The sequence below is a fragment of the Nocardia sp. CA-084685 genome (genome assembly GCF_050955785.1).
Taxonomy (GTDB): Bacteria; Actinomycetota; Actinomycetes; order Mycobacteriales; family Mycobacteriaceae; genus Nocardia.
Map to the genome: position 1 here is coordinate 3,221,684 of NZ_CP192094.1, position 16,959 is coordinate 3,238,642.

Annotated in this window: 16 protein-coding genes; 8 read left to right on the forward strand and 8 right to left on the reverse strand. The window is 65.8% G+C overall.

From position 1 onward, the window contains the following. Positions 1-75 precede the first annotated feature (75 nt). Both ACQP2U_RS14740 and ACQP2U_RS14745 read left to right on the forward strand, forming a co-directional pair. Positions 76-813 carry an SDR family oxidoreductase gene (locus tag ACQP2U_RS14740; protein WP_433715160.1) on the forward strand — a complete coding sequence of 246 codons (738 nt, stop codon included), beginning with the start codon at positions 76-78 and terminating at the stop codon, positions 811-813. Between the two features lie 73 nt (positions 814-886). Then, positions 887-1,810, forward strand: a complete 924-nt coding sequence (locus ACQP2U_RS14745; protein ID WP_433715161.1) for an NADP-dependent oxidoreductase — start codon at positions 887-889, stop codon at positions 1,808-1,810. Positions 1,811-1,982: 172 nt separating this feature from the next. On the opposite strand, the gene ACQP2U_RS14750 is transcribed toward ACQP2U_RS14745, so the two are convergent. Next, complete coding sequence (locus ACQP2U_RS14750) at positions 1,983-2,624, reverse strand: LysE family translocator (protein WP_433715162.1); 642 nt, start codon at positions 2,622-2,624, stop codon at positions 1,983-1,985. A 217-nt stretch (positions 2,625-2,841) separates the two neighbouring features. Beyond that, positions 2,842-3,696 (reverse strand): helix-turn-helix transcriptional regulator, encoded by an 855-nt coding sequence (locus tag ACQP2U_RS14755; protein WP_433715163.1) that lies wholly within the window; start codon positions 3,694-3,696, stop codon positions 2,842-2,844. 93 nt (positions 3,697-3,789) lie between these two features. Here ACQP2U_RS14755 and ACQP2U_RS14760 point away from each other — a divergent pair, with 93 nt between their 5' ends. From ACQP2U_RS14760 to ACQP2U_RS14775, 4 genes are all read left to right on the forward strand, one after another. Further along, complete coding sequence (locus ACQP2U_RS14760; protein ID WP_433715164.1) at positions 3,790-4,746, forward strand: SDR family NAD(P)-dependent oxidoreductase; 957 nt, start codon at positions 3,790-3,792, stop codon at positions 4,744-4,746. 323 nt (positions 4,747-5,069) lie between these two features. Next, entirely contained in the window at positions 5,070-5,477 is a 408-nt protein-coding gene (locus ACQP2U_RS14765; protein ID WP_433715165.1) for a GlcG/HbpS family heme-binding protein, read from the forward strand. A 107-nt stretch (positions 5,478-5,584) separates the two neighbouring features. Beyond that, positions 5,585-6,376: an alpha/beta fold hydrolase gene (locus ACQP2U_RS14770; RefSeq protein ID WP_433715166.1), complete on the forward strand. Its 792-nt coding sequence runs from the start codon at positions 5,585-5,587 to the stop codon at positions 6,374-6,376. A gap of 177 nt (positions 6,377-6,553) precedes the next feature. Then, on the forward strand, positions 6,554-6,979 hold the full coding sequence (locus ACQP2U_RS14775; protein WP_433715167.1) for a hypothetical protein: 426 nt from the start codon (positions 6,554-6,556) through the stop codon (positions 6,977-6,979). Between the two features lie 51 nt (positions 6,980-7,030). Here ACQP2U_RS14775 and msrA read toward each other — a convergent pair whose 3' ends face one another. The 3 genes from msrA to ACQP2U_RS14790 all read right to left on the reverse strand — a co-directional run bounded on the left by msrA (position 7,031) and on the right by ACQP2U_RS14790 (position 9,677). Further along, positions 7,031-7,498 carry a peptide-methionine (S)-S-oxide reductase MsrA gene (msrA, locus tag ACQP2U_RS14780; protein WP_433716472.1) on the reverse strand — a complete coding sequence of 156 codons (468 nt, stop codon included), beginning with the start codon at positions 7,496-7,498 and terminating at the stop codon, positions 7,031-7,033. A gap of 44 nt (positions 7,499-7,542) precedes the next feature. Further along, a complete protein-coding gene (gene msrB, locus ACQP2U_RS14785; RefSeq protein ID WP_433715168.1) occupies positions 7,543-7,998 on the reverse strand; it encodes a peptide-methionine (R)-S-oxide reductase MsrB in 456 nt (151 codons plus the stop codon). Positions 7,999-8,099: 101 nt separating this feature from the next. Continuing rightward, positions 8,100-9,677: a bifunctional phosphatase PAP2/diacylglycerol kinase family protein gene (locus ACQP2U_RS14790; protein WP_433715169.1), complete on the reverse strand. Its 1,578-nt coding sequence runs from the start codon at positions 9,675-9,677 to the stop codon at positions 8,100-8,102. Positions 9,678-9,768: 91 nt separating this feature from the next. On the opposite strand from ACQP2U_RS14790, the gene ACQP2U_RS14795 reads away from it, so the two are divergent. Beyond that, positions 9,769-11,793, forward strand: a complete 2,025-nt coding sequence (locus ACQP2U_RS14795) for a M3 family metallopeptidase (RefSeq protein WP_433715170.1) — start codon at positions 9,769-9,771, stop codon at positions 11,791-11,793. 48 nt (positions 11,794-11,841) lie between these two features. Here the strand turns inward: ACQP2U_RS14795 and ACQP2U_RS14800 are convergent, their stop codons facing one another. Together ACQP2U_RS14800 and ACQP2U_RS14805 are read right to left on the reverse strand one after the other, a co-directional pair. Then, positions 11,842-13,293: an AIM24 family protein gene (locus ACQP2U_RS14800; protein ID WP_433715171.1), complete on the reverse strand. Its 1,452-nt coding sequence runs from the start codon at positions 13,291-13,293 to the stop codon at positions 11,842-11,844. Between the two features lie 48 nt (positions 13,294-13,341). After that, positions 13,342-13,668: a hypothetical protein gene (locus tag ACQP2U_RS14805; protein ID WP_433715172.1), complete on the reverse strand. Its 327-nt coding sequence runs from the start codon at positions 13,666-13,668 to the stop codon at positions 13,342-13,344. Positions 13,669-13,806: 138 nt separating this feature from the next. Here ACQP2U_RS14805 and ACQP2U_RS14810 point away from each other — a divergent pair, with 138 nt between their 5' ends. After that, the gene (locus tag ACQP2U_RS14810; RefSeq protein WP_433715173.1) at positions 13,807-15,291 is read left to right on the forward strand and encodes an alpha/beta hydrolase; all 1,485 of its coding nucleotides are present in this window, start codon (positions 13,807-13,809) and stop codon (positions 15,289-15,291) included. A 3-nt stretch (positions 15,292-15,294) separates the two neighbouring features. On the opposite strand, the gene ACQP2U_RS14815 is transcribed toward ACQP2U_RS14810, so the two are convergent. Next, positions 15,295-16,893: a putative glycoside hydrolase gene (locus ACQP2U_RS14815; RefSeq protein WP_433715174.1), complete on the reverse strand. Its 1,599-nt coding sequence runs from the start codon at positions 16,891-16,893 to the stop codon at positions 15,295-15,297. Positions 16,894-16,959: the final 66 nt, after the last annotated feature.

The window sequence follows — 16,959 nt, forward strand, 5'->3', positions numbered from 1 at the left end:
CAATACCCGTGCGGTATCGCCGCCCACCCGACCGGTCTTGGACGCTGTCCCCGGAGCCACAGCAGGATCGGCGCTGTGAGTGAACAGACGATCGCGCTGGTGACCGGCGCGAACAAAGGAATCGGATACGAGATCGCCGCGGGCTTGGGCGCCCTTGGCTGGCGAATCGGTGTGGGCGCGCGGGATCAGCAACGCCGCGACACCGCGGTGGAGAAGCTGCGCGCGGCGGGGACCGATGCGTTCGGTGTGCCGCTGGACGTGACCGACGATACGAGTGTGACCGAGGCGGCCGGTTTTATCGCCGACCACGCCGGAGGCCTGGACGTCCTGGTCAATAACGCGGCAATCGTCGGCGATCATCCACAGACACCCACCACGGTAGATCCCGCGACCCTGCGGACCGTCGTGGAAACAAATGTGATCGGTGTCATTCGCGTTACCAACGCGATGTTGCCGATGCTGCGCGACTCCGCATCTCCGCGCATCGTCAACATGTCCAGTAGCGTCGGTTCTCTCACCCTGCAAACCACGCCCGGGCTGCCCAGTACCGAGATCGGTTCTTTTGCCATCACCGCATACATGGCATCGAAGACGTTTCTCAACGCCGTCACGATCCAATACGTCAAAGAGCTGAGCGACACCAATATCTTGATCAACAGCGGCTGCCCGGGTTTCACTGCCACCGACCTCAACGGTTTTCGCGGCGTCCGTACACCGCAACAGGGTGCGACCATCGCGATTCGCCTCGCGACCCTGCCCGACAACGGCCCGACCGGCGGATTCTTCGACGACGCCGGAACAGTGCCCTGGTGACGGGCACGCCGGTCGCCACCATTCCCGTTCTCGAAGTCAGCCGCGCGTCGCGCGTCGGAGGAGAAGCACGACAATGACAAAGGCAGTCAGATACGACGAGTTCGGCGGAATCGAGGTCTTGCGGGTCGACGAGATCGACCGCCCTGTGCCCGGGGACGAGCAGGTTCTCGTGCGGGTCAAAGCGGCAGGCATCAACCCCGGTGAGGCCGCCATCCGAACCGGCGCGATGGCTGACATCTTTCCCTCGACCTTTCCTTCCGGGCAGGGCAGCGATCTCGCCGGGGTTGTCGCGGAAGTCGGCGCCGGAGTCGACCGATTCTCGGTCGGCGACGAGGTGATCGGGTTCTCCGAGAAGCGAGCCGCCCAGGCCGAGTTGGTCCAGGTCGACGTCGACAACCTCACACCCAAACCGCGCAACGTCTCATGGGAGGTGGCGGGCGGCCTATTCGTCGCCGGCGTGACGGCATGGGGGGCAGTACATTCCGTGCAACTCGACAAAGCGGAGACCGTTGTCGTCTCCGCCGCAGCCGGAGGAGTCGGCTCGCTCGCTGTTCAGCTCGCGCGACGTGCCGGAGCCACGGTCATCGGCCTGGCGAGCCAGTACAACCACGAGTGGCTGCAAAGCCACGGTGTGATCCCGGTCGTATACGGTGACCGCGTGGTCGACCGGATCAAGGCCGCCGCACCGGGCGGCATCGATGCCTTCATCGACACCCACGGCGGCGGGTACGTCGAACTGGCCCTGGCTCTCGGCGTCGCGGTCGAACGGATCGACACCATCGCCGATTTCGCAGCAGCCGCGAAGTACGGAGTCAAAACCGAACCCGCAACCAACGCCCCGCCGGGTGCCGAGGTACTCGCCGAATTGGCCGCCCTGATCGCCGACGGACAACTCGAAGTCCCGATCGCGAACGTCTACCCGTTGGCGCAGGTCCGCCAGGCGTACACCGAACTCGAACGCCGACACACCCACGGCAAAATCGTGCTCGAGCCGTAACCTGCAGCAACACAATGCAACCCGCTCCCAGAGGCACTGCTGAACCGCAGGATGAATCGCGTCGGGACTGTCTGGTCGGCCACCCTGGGGACCGCGACAACCCGGACGACACATCCGATATTCGGCTACTTACCGCGCACTTGCCAGCAGCGTGTTATTCGCGTCGGTCAGCCTAGGTCGGAACCGGGCGGGTCCGGTCGGTAGCTAGTAGAACGGCGACGACGCCGAGCATTGTGCCGGTGACCCAGCGTTGTGCCCGCATCCAGAGCGGTCGGCCGGTCAGGAACGCGGCGATTGTGGCGGCTCCCAGCACGATCATGCCGTTGACCGTCAGCGCGATACCGATCTGCACTGCGCCCAGCAGCAGGCTCTGCAACCAGACTCGCCCTTGTTCTGGGGTCACGAACTGCGGGATCAACGCCATGTAGATGATCGCGATCTTGGGATTGAGCAGGTTGGTGACCAGCCCCATGCTGAAGAGCCTGCGCGTGGAGTCGGCGGGCAGATCGGATGGCTCGAACACAGAGATGCCGCCGCGCAACGTCTTCCACGCCAAGTACGCCAGATAAGCTGCGCCGGCCAGCTTCATGCTCAGATACAACCCCGGCACCACCGCGAAGATCGCGGTGATCCCGACGGTGGCGGCCACGAGATACACGATGAATCCGACGGCCACACCCGATAGCGATACCAGACCCGCTCGTCGTCCCTGCGATATGGTGCGCGACACCAGATACATCATGTTCGGGCCCGGCGTCAGCACCATTCCCAACTCGGTCGCGGCCACTCCCAACACCGCCGTGGGTTCGATCATGCCCTCATCCTGGGGTACAGCTGGCTATTGTCGCGAGCCAGTTCCCACGCACTGGAACCGTAACCGTTGCTGTCGGGAGAACCCGCCGTTGAATCATCGCGGAATCGGCAGATGCGGACGTTCATCACCACATGCCCAGCGGCTATGAGCGGATGTTGGGTAGAAACCCGGCCGGACGCCCGACGGCGTCTCACCTGATACTTCCGAACATTTGCGCTCAGAGCTGTAGCGACTGGGTGCCGAGGACGGCGGCGAGGGCCAGGCGGTCGGCGTCCTCGGTGCCGGGCTCGGCGGTGTAGACGCTGATACGCAGGTCGTCCAAGGCAACGAGCAGCGTGTCGCAGTCGAGGGTGATCCGGCCGACCGCTGGGTGGTCGATGGTCTTGCGCCGGGATGGGGCGGCCAGGGACGGCGGGGCTTCGACGTCCCAGAGTTCGGCGAACCGCGCGCTACCGCCGGCCAGGTCGGCGACCAGGCGCCGCAGCGCGCGGTCGGCGGGGTAGCGCGACGCGGTCAGGCGCAGGTCGGCCACGAGCCGGGCTTCGTGTTCGGCCTGTTCGCGCGGGGTGTGCACGACCCGCGAGGGCAGCCGGGTTAGGTTGCGCCAGACGGCGTTGCGTTCCAGCCCGCGCCAGGTGGTCGTGTCGCCCATGAGCGCGTGGTACGGCGCATTGGCAAGCACGAGCGTCCAAGTGGCGTCGTAGACCACCACCGGCGTGTGCGACAGCCGGTCGAGCAGCCGCTGCACACTGGGGGTGACCCGCGACGGCACGACGTCCGGGCCGGGCGCGGCGTGCCCGGCCAGCCGGTATAGCAGGTCACGTTCGGTGTCGGCCAGGCGCAGCGCGCGGGCCAGCGACTCCACCACCTGCGTCGACGGCGCGGTCGCGCGTCCCTGCTCGAGGCGGGTCAGGTAGTCGGCCGAGATGCCGGCGAGCGCGGCCAGTTCTTCGCGGCGCAACCCGTTGGCCCGGCGCCGCCGGCCTGCCGAGACACCGATGGCCTCGGGTGCCACCCGGTCGCGCCAGCGACGCACCGTCCGGCCGAACTCCCACGCTTCCACGCGGTCCATTCTGGACGAGTCTGCACCGGTTGTCCTGGTCCTGACGGTCCTACGAAAACCGGACGACTGGCTGCGACCCGCTCGTGCTCGCAGGCTGGAGCCATGACCGAACCCGGAACCGTCCTCATCACCGGCCCCACGCGCAACCTGGGCCGCCACGCCGTGCTGGCCATGGCCGACCGCCCGGACGGGCAGCGACCCGACCTGCTGCTCGTCGGCCGCGCCGGGCGTGACCTGACCGCGGTCGCCGACGAGGCTCGTGCCCTCGGGGCGCGCGTCCACGAGATCGGCTGCGACCTGGCGAGCCTGGCGGAGGTCCGTGCCGCCGCGGCTACCGCTCACGGCCTCCTCGCAGACGGCGCCGTCCGTCCGCTGCGCGCGTTGGTTGCCAACGCCGGCACCATGTCGGCCGACACCCGGCGGGTCTCGGCCGACGGCTACGAGCTGACTTTCGCCGTCAACCACCTCGCCCACGCACAGCTCATCGGCGACCTGCTCATCTCGTTCACCGCCCCGACGCGGGTCGTGCTGGTCGGCTCGAACACCTACCACGCCAACTTCTGGCGCAAGCTGCTACACGTGGCCGAGGCCGAGTGGACCGACCCCGTCGAGCTCGCCCGCCCGGCAGGTGGTGAGCGAACCCCGGGCATGGAGGCCTCCGGCATCGCCTACTCCAACGCCAAGCTCGCGATCCTCTATTACGCCCACGAGTTGCAACGTCAGGCCGGCCCGGGGATCAACGTGTCCGTGTTCGAGCCGGGCTGGATGCCCGGCACCGCGCTGGGTCGCGGCGCCTCCGCGGCGTTCCAGGCGATGAGCCGCGCCCTGGGCCGGATTCCCGGGGTCTCGACGCCGCAGCGCTCGGGGCCGCTGCTGGCCGCGATGGCCCTCGACAAGCGGTGGGCACACCTGCGTGACGGCGCGTTCGTCGTGAAGACCAAGCTGACCGAGGTCCAGCCAGTGGCCCACGACCGCGGCCGGGAGCGGCGCCTGTGGGAGGCGACCGCCGAGCTGTTGGAACGCGCAGGCGCGTCGCCTACCCCGGACACAAAGATATGACCGGCGAGCCCGACACACGCCCAGCGGCATGTGCGGACATGTCGAAGCACGACCAGTAGCTCCTCTCACCACGATCTCGGCCTGCACGCATGCCGAACTTGTCGGAGGCTATTCGTAGCGTTCATGGAATGAACTGGAGACCGTGGTTGGAGCTGTGGAGCGAGGAACGGATCACCGCCAGTGATCCCGGTGACCTGCCGGCCCCAGATCACTTGCGGCCACGCTGGATAGCACGCTCATGCGGATGACAGATGGATGCTTTGACGGCCGAGGCTATCGTCGTTAGTTTCGTGTTCGTGGCTGGTGCTCCGAGACTTCCCGGGTTGACGTTGGCAGATGCGGATCGGCTGGTGCAAACCGCATTGGCGGTCGGTGCGGAGCGGGGGTTCCCGCCGCTGGCCGTCGCGGTTGTCGACCTGGCCGCAGAGGTGATCGTCCTGCGACGCGGCGATGGCGCTATGCCTATGACCAGCCGAATCGCTGTGGCCAAGGCGCGAACCGCGCTGTACACACTGCGCGCTTCCGGCACGATCGACCTGCCAGAGGGGATCGTCGATAGCATCCGGCATCTATATGGCGGCGACTTCGTCCCGTGGGCCGGTGGTGTTCTGGTCACCGACGGTGATTTGATCCTCGGTGCCGCGGGCGCATCCGGTGCCCATGCCGTCGAAGACGAAGCGGCGGTACAGACGGCAGTGCGGCGGTGGCAGGAGAACCGTTCGGCCGGGTAGCTCCACGCGATTCCATGAGGCCGCTCGCCGTCAAGCGGCCCATTGATGTAGATCTGTTCCGGAGCGATGAGGAGATAGGCCATGAACGTCGATGTGGGCCGCGTCCGATGAGCGGTGAGCCGCTGGTGCTATTGCACGGTGTAGCGATGTCGGCGCGGGTGTGGGATCCGTTGATTCCGCCGCTGTCTGCCCAGTTCGAGCTGCTGGCGCTGACCGCGCTGGGGCATCGGGGTGGGGCGGCGGTGTCGCGGCGTCCGGCGCGGATCACCGACTTTGTCGACGAGGTTGAACGACTGCTCGATGAAAAAGGTTGGGCGACAGCACATCTGGCCGGAAACTCGCTCGGCGGGTGGACGGCCATCGAGTTGGCGCGCCGGGGTCGTGCTCGTACGGTCTGCGCGCTCTCACCGGCCGGATTCTGGGATGCGGGCGGCACTGGACATGCCGATTCCTCCGCGACCATCGCGCGCAACGTCACCTTCGCACGCCTGACCCGGCCGCTCGCCCCGCTGACACTGCGGTCATCGCTGGTGCGGCGGTTGGCGTTGCGGGTGATCGCCGAACACGGTGACGGCCTCGAATCATCGGCTGCCAATGGGATTGTCGCGGATCTTCTCGGCTGCACGGTCACCGATGATCTGCTCGGTACCAAGGATGCGATCGCGGATTTCGAGCGACTACCTTGCCCGATCACGGTGGCTTGGTCGCAGGCCGACCGGATCTTTCCGGTAGCGGTCAATGGCGAGATCGCCAAGCAGCGCCTACCAGATGCCACGTTCGAGGTGCTGCCCGGTGTCGGGCATGTCCCGATGATCGACGACCCTGAGTTGGTCCTGCGCACCATCCTGACCGGCACCGGTGCTTCGCCAGGTCAGGCCGGGGTTTCCGGCACGAACTGAGCATCCGCTGCACCTAGCGGGCGCTTTCGCCTCACACCGGTAGTGACGAGTGCCGGAAAATTCGGGAGCTCGAATCTCTCACCGGGAGTTCATGATCATTCCCACCGGTGGCAGATGGTCGCTTGTCCAGACATACTCGACGCTTGACATGACAACGTCGGTGAAAGGTGTCCGGATATGACCATCGGCACGCTGACTGCACTGGTATTGCTGGCCGCCGGCATGCTCTTCGTGACGGCGCTCGGCCTCGGAGTGTGGAAGTGGTTGGCGATGGTCGGCGCACCAGATGGCCGGGCGCACCCGTACGTCGATATCGCGCACCGCTCGGCCCTGCTCTATTCGTTCGCGACCGCGATGATAGCGATCTTCGTCGAACTATCCGGTTGGCCCACCGCCGTCAATGCCATTGCCGCCACCGCGCTGATCCTGATGTTCGTCATCACGATCGCCAACTACGTCAACCACGGAATCCGCCGCGACACCGACAACCAGATGCACAATCCGCCGCCCACCTTCCGCTGGGTGCTGGTCGCACTGATCGTCGGCGAAATCGGCGGATTCTGCGTCCTGCTGACAGGATTCGCCGCCGCGCGATTCTTCTAGTCGCCGTCCAGACCGCACCTTGTGCCGCAACGAATTGCGGCACAAGACCAACTACTGTGTGGCGGCCTGCCGTCTCGGCAGCTTCCAGCCCGGTCGGGGGAAGTGGCAGGTGTAGCCGTCCGGGTAGCGCAGCAGGTAGTCCTGGTGCTCGGGTTCGGCCTCCCAGAACTCACTCGCCGCGGTCACCTCGGTGACCACCTTGCCCGGCCACAGGCCAGAGGCGTCGACATCGGCGATGGTATCCAGCGCGACGCGCTTCTGCTCGTCGTCGAGATAGAAGATCGCCGAACGGTAGCTGGTACCGATGTCGTTGCCCTGGCGGTCCTTCGTCGTCGGATCGTGGATCTGGAAGAAGAACTCCAACAGTGCCCGATAGTCGGTCTGGGTCGGGTCGTAGATGATCTCGACGGCCTCGGCATGGCCAGGGTGGTTGCGATAGGTGGGGTGATCGTTGCGCCCGCCGGAGTAGCCGACTCGCGTCGAAATCACCCCCGGCCGCTTACGGATCAAATCCTGCATGCCCCAGAAGCAGCCGCCGGCCAGAATCGCCTTTCGCGTGTCCGTCACGCGTCCTCCTTAGTGAACAGGGTCTTGTACCGACCGTAACCTTCCGCCTCGAGGTCATCGAGGTGGATGAACCGCAGGGCTGCCGAGTTGATGCAATACCGCAGGCCACCCGCCGCGCGCGGTCCGTCGGTGAACACATGCCCGAGATGGCTGTCACCGTGCGCCGAACGCACCTCGGTGCGGATCATCAGATGACTGAAATCTCGCTTTTCGACGACGTGGTCGCTATCGATCGGCTTGGTGAAACTCGGCCATCCCGAACCGCTGTCGAACTTGTCGACCGAGGCGAACAACGGTTCACCGGACACCACATCCACATAGAGACCTGGCTCGTGGTTGTCCCAGTACTCGCCCGTGAACGCCCGCTCGGTCCCGTTCTCCTGGGTGACGTGGTACTGCTCGGGCGACAGCGCGTCTACCGCGGCCGGGTTCCGGTTGTATTCCTGTGCCACCTGACCTCCTTATATAGGCCCCACGTACAACCCGCGGTCCGATACGGAAAGTCCCCGCCGAGCAGCGCGTCACACTTCCGTCATTATTGCGCGGCCAGGACCTACGCAGTAGGCGTGCGGTTTGTGCGGAAGGCATCGCGGAGCCAAGGCGCGCGGCGGTGGTGCGGGCGGAACCGGTCGGCCCAGCGGGGGTTCGATTCGTCGCGGCGGTAGGCAGCGAGCTGGCCCGCCATCGCAAAATGCAGGTGGGTGGCCTTGCCGATCACCTCGCCATCGGTGGCCAGCGCCTCCGGTCTGGGCAATTGCACATGCAGCTCGGGTAGGCGGCGCTCGCCGTAGACCTTGCTGTGGCCGATCGCGGCCAGCAGCAGTGCCACCAACGCACGGGTGCGCGACCAACGCAGATCGGCGCGCAGCCAGCGGACATCCAGTAGTCCGGCATCGAGCCGGTCGCGGAAGGCGGGTACGGCGCCGTGCGGGTGGTAGGGGCCGTTGCCGATGAACAGGAACCACACTCGCTGCCAGCGATCGTCGAGATAGATCTCGATCGGTTCGGCCCGGTGCAGGGTGGCCACCAGCGCGGCCGCGAAGGCGGGCCATTTGCCCCAGCGCGCCTGCCATTTCTCGCGCAGTCGCACCAGGTCCGGATAGGCGCCGATGCTTGCGGTATTGATCAAATGCCTGGTATGCGAACCGGTTTCGTCGCCGTACTCGACGCGCGCGATATCGACCGCGACCGCTTCACCGGCACCGGTGGCATCGATCACCTCGAGCAGGTCGTAGACGCCGAGATCACGCGCGAAATGGTTGAGCGTGCCGGTGGGTATGACGGCCAGCGGCAACTCGTGCCGCAGCGCCACCGCGGCCGCTGCGGCCACGGTGCCGTCACCACCGGCGATGCCGATCGCCAACACCGGCTCGGTGTGTTCGGCGAGTGCTCGTTCGAGTTGTTCGGCGACATCCAGGTCGGGTTCGGTGCGCAGTACGGTGGCGGCGGGCAGGGCCGCGCTGATATCGGCGGTGGGATCGTAGCTCGGATCACCGGAAACCGGATTCACCAACACCACAAGACCTTTGCCCGCCACCATTGCGGGCGCCTCACGGACCAGCCGGGCCTGTGCCTCGTCCGATTCACGCACCGGCCACCAGCGTCGGGTGGCCAATGCGATACCGGAACCTACGGCCGCTCCGATGAGCACATCGGAGCTCCAGTGCACGCCGGTATGCACCCGCGAGTACGCGACGGTAGCTGCCAGCGGGGCGACAACGAGTGCGGTGCGCGGACTTTCGAGTGCGACCGCCGTGGCGAATGCCGCCGCGCAGGCGCTGTGCCCGGAGGGGAAGGAGGAGGATTTCGGGGCGGGCGTCAGCCGCCGGTATGCGGGCAATAGTTCGGCGGCCGGTCGGCGCCGCGCAATGAGCGTCTTGAGACCGAGGTTGACGGCCAGGCTCGCGCCCCCGACCGAGACAACCCCGCGCAGCGCCGCCCGCCGCGGTGTGCCCTGGCGGGTGGCGAGCAGTGCGGCGCTGGCCAGCCACAGCGCACTGAAATCGGCACTCTTGGTGAGCCGTAGCAGGCCGCTGTCGAGTATCGATGCCGGTAAGTCGGCGACCGCGCTGCCGACCGCTCGATCGAATCGTCCGACCCTGTAGAACTTTCGCCGCACCCAGCCACTCACCCGCTCGACATTACCGATCGCAGCCGACAGCCTGCTGCCACTGGTGGCCCAGGGCAGTGCGAAGCGGGTCAGAGGTCAATAGGGTTGACCTATGACCAGCAACCCGTTCTTCGAGCCAAGTGTGCTGCCGTATGAACTTCCTCCGTTCGCCGAGATCGCTACGGAGCACTATTTGCCTGCGTTCGAGCGAGGCATGGCGGAGCAATTGTCTGAGGTTGCCGCCATCACTTCGAGCGGAGCGGAACCGAGTTTCGCGAATACCATTGCGGCCTTGGAGCGTTCGGGCGCGGTGCTGATCCGGGTCGCGAATGTGTTCTTCAATATCACGAGCGCCGATTCCAGTGCGACCACCGATGCGATCGAGGCCGAGGTATCGCCGAAGCTGGCGGCGCATCGCGACGCGATCTATTTGGATCCTCAGCTCTTCGCGCGGGTCGAGGCCCTCTACGGCCGCCGGGAGGAATTGGGATTGGATCCCGAGGAAGCGCGGCTGTTGGAGCGGTATCACATTCGGTTCGTGCGGGCGGGGGCTCGCCTGGATGCGGAGGGACAGGCGCGGTTGCGTGAGCTGAATGCGGAACTCGCTGCGGCGGCAACGGAATTCGGGCAGAACATTTTGGCGGCGACCAATGATGCGACTGTGGTCGTCGAGTCGGCGGCGGAATTGGCGGGACTGGGGCCGGCCACAGTGGCCGCGGCCGCGGAGAATGCTCGGGAGTTGGGGCGCGAGGGCGCGTGGGCGCTTCGGCTGCAGAACGTTTCGAATCAACCGGTGCTGGCGGAACTGGCCGACCGCGACGTGCGGCAGCGCGTAATGGCGGCTTCACTGGGGCGCGGGTTGGGTGACAACGGCGCGCTCGCCGTGCGGATCGCCGCATTGCGAGCGGAACGGGCCGCGCTGCTCGGCTATTCGGATCATGCGGCTTATACGGTTGCGGATCAGACCGCCAAAACCCCTGCGGCAGTGGAGGACATGCTCGGGCGTTTGATCGCACCAGCGGTGGCGAATGCGGAGCGCGAGGCGGCCGAGTTGGCACAGGCCATGGGCGGGCAGGAGCTGCGCTCATGGGATTGGCAGTACTGGTCGGAAAAGGTTCGGGCCGAGCGGTTTTCGGTAGACGCGGAGGCGTTGCGTCCCTATTTCGAGCTCGAGCGGGTGTTGCGCGACGGAGTGTTCTTCGCCGCCGAGCAGGTGTACGGGATCACCTTCCAGGAGCGCGAGGATCTGGTCGGATACCACCCGGAGGTGCGGATCTTCGAGGTATTCGACACCGACGGCAGTGCGCTCGGACTGTTCCTCGGTGACTTCTTCGCACGACCGTCGAAGCGCGGTGGGGCGTGGATGAACGCATTGGTCAGCCAGTCACGGCTTTTGGGTAAACGGCCGGTAGTGGTCAACAACCTCAATATCGTGAAGCCGCCCGCGGGCGAACCTGCCCTGCTCACCTGGGACAATGTGCGCACGCTGTTCCACGAGTTCGGGCACGCACTGCACGGACTGTTCTCGGATGTGACGTATCCGTTCTTCTCCGGCACCGAAGTCCCGCGGGATTTCGTCGAATTCCCATCCCAGGTGAACGAGATGTGGATGTCGCGACCGGAGGTGCTCGCCAACTACGCCCGGCATATCGAGACCGGCGAGCCGATGCCCACCGAACTGGTCGAGCGGATGGCCGAGGCCGCGCGGTTCGGTACCGGCTTCAAGACCGTCGAATACCTCGGCGCGACACTGCTGGACTGGGCCTGGCACCGCGTATCCGCACCCGAGGCGCTGGCCGACACCGATGCCGAGGCGTTCGAAGGGGAAGCGTTGCGCAAGGCCGGTCTGGCCATCGACGCGATTCCGCCGCGCTACCGGACCGGCTACTTCGCCCACATATTCTCCGGCGGTTATGCGGCGGGGTACTACTCCTATATCTGGAGCGAGGTGCTGGACGCGGACACCGTCGAATGGTTCGACGAGGGTGATGCGTCCATCCGCGAGAACGGCGAGACCTTCCGTCGCGAACTGCTCTCCCGCGGTGGCTCGGTCGACCCGCTGACGGCCTTCGAATCCTTCCGCGGCCGCGCCCCCGAAATCGAACCGCTCCTGGCCCGGCGGGGTCTGCTGAACTGACCGGACGCTGGAACCGGCTGTGGCCCAGCCGGTTCCAGCGCCGGGCGGTTATCCGAACAAGCCGCCGAGCACGCCGCCGCTTTGTCCGGCCTCTTGACCGCCACCGGTGCCGCCGATGAACCCGCCCGGCGGCAGTTCCGAGGGCTGCACGATGACGAAACCGCGCCCGGAGAACGACAGGGTGAGGCCCTCGCCGGTGCTGCGGCCGATGAGGCGGCCGAGGCCGAAGGAATCGTTGCGTTTGATGCCGGTGGACAGGCTCGACGACCAGGCCACCGCGGCCTGCGGGTCGGCGTAGGTCGGTTGGTCGACATTGAGGACGACCGGCGAGCCGTGTGTGGTGATGGCGATGCGACCGCGCCCGGTGAACACGCAGTTGAAGAAGCCCGCGTTACTGGCGAAACCGGCTGCGCCCTGGACCCTTTGGATGTTGTAGGACAGCGAGGTATCGAAGGCGAGCACATTCGAGCCGTTGATGGTCAGCCCATCGGTGCCGTCGAGATCGACGGTGTGCACGTCGGCGGCGGAATCGGCGAGGAATAGGTCGCCGCGACCGGTCACCTGCATCAGCGGCACACCCTCGCCGGTCAGTCGCTGCTGGATCGCCCGGCCGATACCGCCCGAACCCAGCGCCTTGAAATGCAGATCGCCCTGGTATGCGACCATCGAGCCGGCCCGCGCCATGGTCTCGCCATTGACGGCGACCTTGATCATCTTGCCGCCCTGCTTCTGGATGCCGATGCCGTTGACCTCGGCGTGGCTCGGATCGAACAGTTCGCTCTGCATCGGCAGCGCTCCTTGCTGGGGTGCAATCGGTGGTGGCGGCACGGCGCCGGACTGGGGATAGGCGGGCGGAGCCTGGTACTGGGGCTGGGCTGGGTATTGCTGCGGTGCCGCAGCGGGCGGCATCGGAGCCGCGTACTGCGGCTGGGCTGGATATTGCGTCGCTGGGGCCTGCTGCTGGTACTGCGGATGGGGCACAGCGGGCGGCGCCGTTTCGGGTTCGTCGTCGATATTCACACCGAATGCCGTCGCGATTCCGGCCAGCCCATTGTCGTAGCCCTGCCCGACCGCGCGCACCTTCCACGCACCGCCGCGCCGGTAGATCTCCACGCACACAACGGCCGTCTCGGTGCTGAGCCCGGTCATCGGGAAGGTCAGCGTTCCCGCATCGGATCCGATCGTCGCGGTCAGCGAACTCGCGCCCGCGAAGGTCGGCGGCCCACTGCCGTCGAGGCTGGCCGTGACCACGACCTTGTCGACATCGGCGGGCAGCGCGGAAGTCTGCACATCGACCATATCGCCGGCGCCGCGGCCGTGCCGATAGGTGACGCCGGGCCCGGCCGGTTGATTGAAGAAGACGAAGTCGGCATCGGATCGGACCCGCCCGTCGGCCCCGAGCAGGAGCGCCGACACATCGACCGGCGCCGCACAGCTGACGGTCACGATCATCCGGTCGCCGGGCGCGGGGCGATTTTCCCCGCGTGCGAGTGCGGTCACGGCGGACCGCCCCGGTCCATATGTCCGAGTGGCATGCGATTCACGGGATCAAGTGTGTCGCGAGTCCCGTCTGATTGCCACCACCCGCGATAGATCGGGCCACGGCGGCCTACGCAGCACCGCGAGTGTGGCGATGACCGCGGCCAGTAGACCGATCAATTCACCCATCAGCGCGATCCGGGTAGCATCGACCGCGGGCGTCCAACTGACTTCGCCTTCATGGACGACGAACGCACCCACTGGACGAGCGGTGCGCAGCGGGCCGCCCGTCCTGGTGGCGGTGATGATCGTGGTGCCGTCGGACGTTTCGTACGGCTGCCCGTAGATGAGCGAATCATCCACTGTCCGTAGTGAATTCAATTGGTTTCGAAGCATTGGTTCCTCCCCTCGATGCGGAACCGGCGGTGGCGCGGCCCCCATGGAGTATCGGCGGCACCACCAAATGTGGCAAGGGTGTCCCGCATGTGGGTGTGGTACGAAGTTGCGGGATTTGGCGGGTGAGAGGTGGGTGGGTTGTCGGCGACGCTTTTGCGGTGGCTGGTGCTGGTAGCGGTCGGGGCGGCGTTGATCACCGTGCCCGGGGCGCAGGTCGATCCGGAATACCGGTTCTATCACCAGCGACTGCACTGGCATGCTTGCGGTCTCGAGGATTTGGACAAGGCCGAGGCCGAATGCGCGGATGTGCTGGTGCCGCTGGATTATCTGCGGCCCTCCGATCGCACACTGAAGATCGCGATATCGCGGCTACGAGCCACCGATCCGGATCAGCGTCATGGCATTCTGCTGGCCAATCCGGGCGGGCCCGGTGCGTCGGGTCTTGACACCGTGGATCTGCTCGGTGACGTGCTCTCTGCGCAGGTGCGGGCGCGTTTCGATGTGATCGGTATGGATCCGCGTGGGATCGGCGACTCCGGGCGCACGCCGCGCTGCGGGTGGCCGGTCGGCGAAATGATCCATTCGGCGGGTCTGGATTCGCACGGCTTCGCGCGGGAAACCGCGATGGCGGCGGATATGGCCGCAGGATGTCTGGCCGATGATCCGGTGAAGGTGCGCCAGCTCACCACCCGTAATACCGCTCGCGATATGGAGGTCATCCGAGTGGCGCTGGGCGAACCGAAGCTCAGCTACTACGGTGTCTCCTACGGCACGTATCTCGGTGCGGTATTCACCCAGATGTTCCCAGAACGCAGTGACCGGATGGTGCTCGACAGCGCAATCGACCCGGATCGTTATTGGACCGGCCTCGTCCAGGATTGGGGTCCGTCGGACGAGCGAGCGATCGATGAATGGTCGAATTGGGCTGCGGGACAGGATGATACCTATCACTTCGGGTCGTCCCCGGTCGAAGTGCGGGCATGGGTGACGGAGTTGATCGCCGCGGCGGCACGCCAACCGATCGTGATCGACGACTTCCCGATCGACGATCACTGGCTTCCATTTCTCTTGCACAACATGGTGACCGATTTCCGGCGAAACCAAGCGCTGGCCGAATCGTTACGTGAGATCGCCGATGCGGCGGGCGGCCCACCCGTAGCCGCGCGGGCGCCACGCCTGCACATCGTCTTGCAGGCCTTGCGATCCGAGGAGAACTCCGTCCTCGCCCAGATCACCTGCGGTGATGCCGCGGCACCGACAGATCCGGCGTGGTATGCGAACAATATCGAAACCAGCCGGGCCACCCAGCCCATATTCGGTCCGCTGGCCAACAACATCCAGCCGTGCGCATTCTGGCCAAGACCCGTCGAACCCGCCACCACCGTGCGGAATTCGGTTCCGGTGCTTATCCTGCAGGCGACCGGCGATGCCCGAACCCCGTACACCCACGGTGTCCGACTACATCAGTACCTCTCCGCATCCCGCTTGGTCACACTGCAGGACATCCGCATCCACATGACCTTCCGGCCGGATTTGAGCGCCTGCGTCGACAACGCGATCAATACTTACTTCGCCGAGGGCGCCCTGCCCGCCGCCGACGTCACCTGCCACGCGGACCAGTAGGAATCAACCAGGCACCACCGCCCATGAGTGATACCGCGACGCCGCATTCCACAGGAAGAAACTATTCGTCCCCGCCGCGGCCGCGGCATCGATCTGCGCCTTGACCTCGGCATCGCCATAGTTCACTCCCAGGCTGAAATCCTGCAGCCACGGAATGACTTTCGCGCCGGTACCTTTGGTCTGTCCGAAGAAATCGGCGAGCGACCGGAAAATGATGTCGTACGGCTGGGCGTTCGGGTTCGCGACACCGTACTCACCAGGATTCCAATGCGACGGGTACAGCATCGGAGCGACATAGTCGACATACCGAGCGATCGCCGGAATGTCCTGTGCGATCTCATCCGGCCGCGTCGCAGCGATACCGAACACCGCGGCACCGAGATTCGCGCCTTTATCGCGCACCGGATCCCGGCTCTCGTGCAGGAATTCGGCGATGGATGCGCTCGGCGTGACGGTCAGCCCCGGAAACTGCATCTGCGACAGCGCACCATCGGGCCGCCGGACATAGTCGTACATAATTCCGTCGAAGCCGAGTTCGGCTGCCTCGGTGGCGAGATCGATGTTGTACTTGCGGATTTCCGGATCGGCGAAGTTGGTGAATGCGATCGCACCGTACTTGCTGGCATACGGCTGACCGGAGGGGTTCTGGATGACCCAGTCCGGATGTCCTGCGTGCCAGGCCCATTCGGCCATGGCCGGATCACGGAAGGCCACGATCCGCCCGACCACCCGCACGTTCATATCGTGCAGTTGTCGAAGTGCGGCGCGCACATCGTAGATATTTGCGGCCGCACCCGCCTGCCGTGCCAGCGGCACTTGCGAGTCGTAACCGATAACCCCGTCCTCATCCTTGATATCGAGCTGAACGGTGTCGATGCGCCCCTCGCGCGCCATATCCAGAATGGGTTCGCGCAAGCCGTCGTAGGCCCATCCGTACGCCGTGATGTGCGCGGCCTTGACCCGAGGCATATCGACCGATGTGGTAATCGCCTGCGTCGCCCTATTTCCCGCCGCGTCGACCGCGGTCACCTCACCGCCGACGGGAGTGCGCGCCAGCGTGATCTCGAAGGTGCCGTCCGCGGCGGGCGTGACCGACTGTGTGCCGACGAAGACGCGCACGGCACCGGATTCCTTGCCGCGCAATGTAATCGGCTGACGATACGATCCGGCCCTGCCCGGCTGGGTCAGCTCGAGTTTCGGCGCCTCTGTGTCGACGGTAAAGGTTGCGGTAACCCCCAGACCGGCGCTGAACAGGCCGAGTATGCCCGCGCGTGGGATCTCGGCGGTGAACTTGTGATCGCCATCGGCGAGCTGACCGGGCCGATACACCACCGAATCGCCCTCGACCGTGCCGTTCACCGTCTTGCCGTCGAGTTCGAGCCGCATATCGCTCGGGTTGTGGCCCTGGGCATCCACGCGCAATGCGAGCCCGGTCAGCGTGCTCGCGCCGACGACTCCGTCCGGTAATCCGGTCAGCGTCGAACCCGCGGGCTCGGACCGATGGGCGCCGATGATCACGGATGCGATGAGGATTGATAATGCTGCGATAACCGCTATTGCCGCCAGCCGCCATCGCCCGGTGATCGGGACCAATTTGTCCAACGCGCACACCAACTTTCATTTGTCGCTATTGCCCAACTATCTACCTCGGACAGCGCCATCGGGCGT

Bases quoted from the DNA above. Each gene is read 5' to 3' on its own strand.
- ACQP2U_RS14745 (WP_433715161.1), top strand. From the start codon at position 887: ATGACAAAGGCAGTCAGATACGACGAGTTCGGCGGAATCGAGGTCTTG.
- ACQP2U_RS14750 (WP_433715162.1), bottom strand. From the start codon at position 2,624: ATGATCGAACCCACGGCGGTGTTGGGAGTGGCCGCGACCGAGTTGGGA.
- ACQP2U_RS14755 (WP_433715163.1), bottom strand. From the start codon at position 3,696: ATGGACCGCGTGGAAGCGTGGGAGTTCGGCCGGACGGTGCGTCGCTGG.
- ACQP2U_RS14760 (WP_433715164.1), top strand. From the start codon at position 3,790: ATGACCGAACCCGGAACCGTCCTCATCACCGGCCCCACGCGCAACCTG.
- ACQP2U_RS14770 (WP_433715166.1), top strand. From the start codon at position 5,585: ATGAGCGGTGAGCCGCTGGTGCTATTGCACGGTGTAGCGATGTCGGCG.
- ACQP2U_RS14775 (WP_433715167.1), top strand. From the start codon at position 6,554: ATGACCATCGGCACGCTGACTGCACTGGTATTGCTGGCCGCCGGCATG.
- msrA (WP_433716472.1), bottom strand. From the start codon at position 7,498: ATGCAGGATTTGATCCGTAAGCGGCCGGGGGTGATTTCGACGCGAGTC.
- ACQP2U_RS14795 (WP_433715170.1), top strand. From the start codon at position 9,769: ATGACCAGCAACCCGTTCTTCGAGCCAAGTGTGCTGCCGTATGAACTT.
- ACQP2U_RS14805 (WP_433715172.1), bottom strand. From the start codon at position 13,668: ATGCTTCGAAACCAATTGAATTCACTACGGACAGTGGATGATTCGCTC.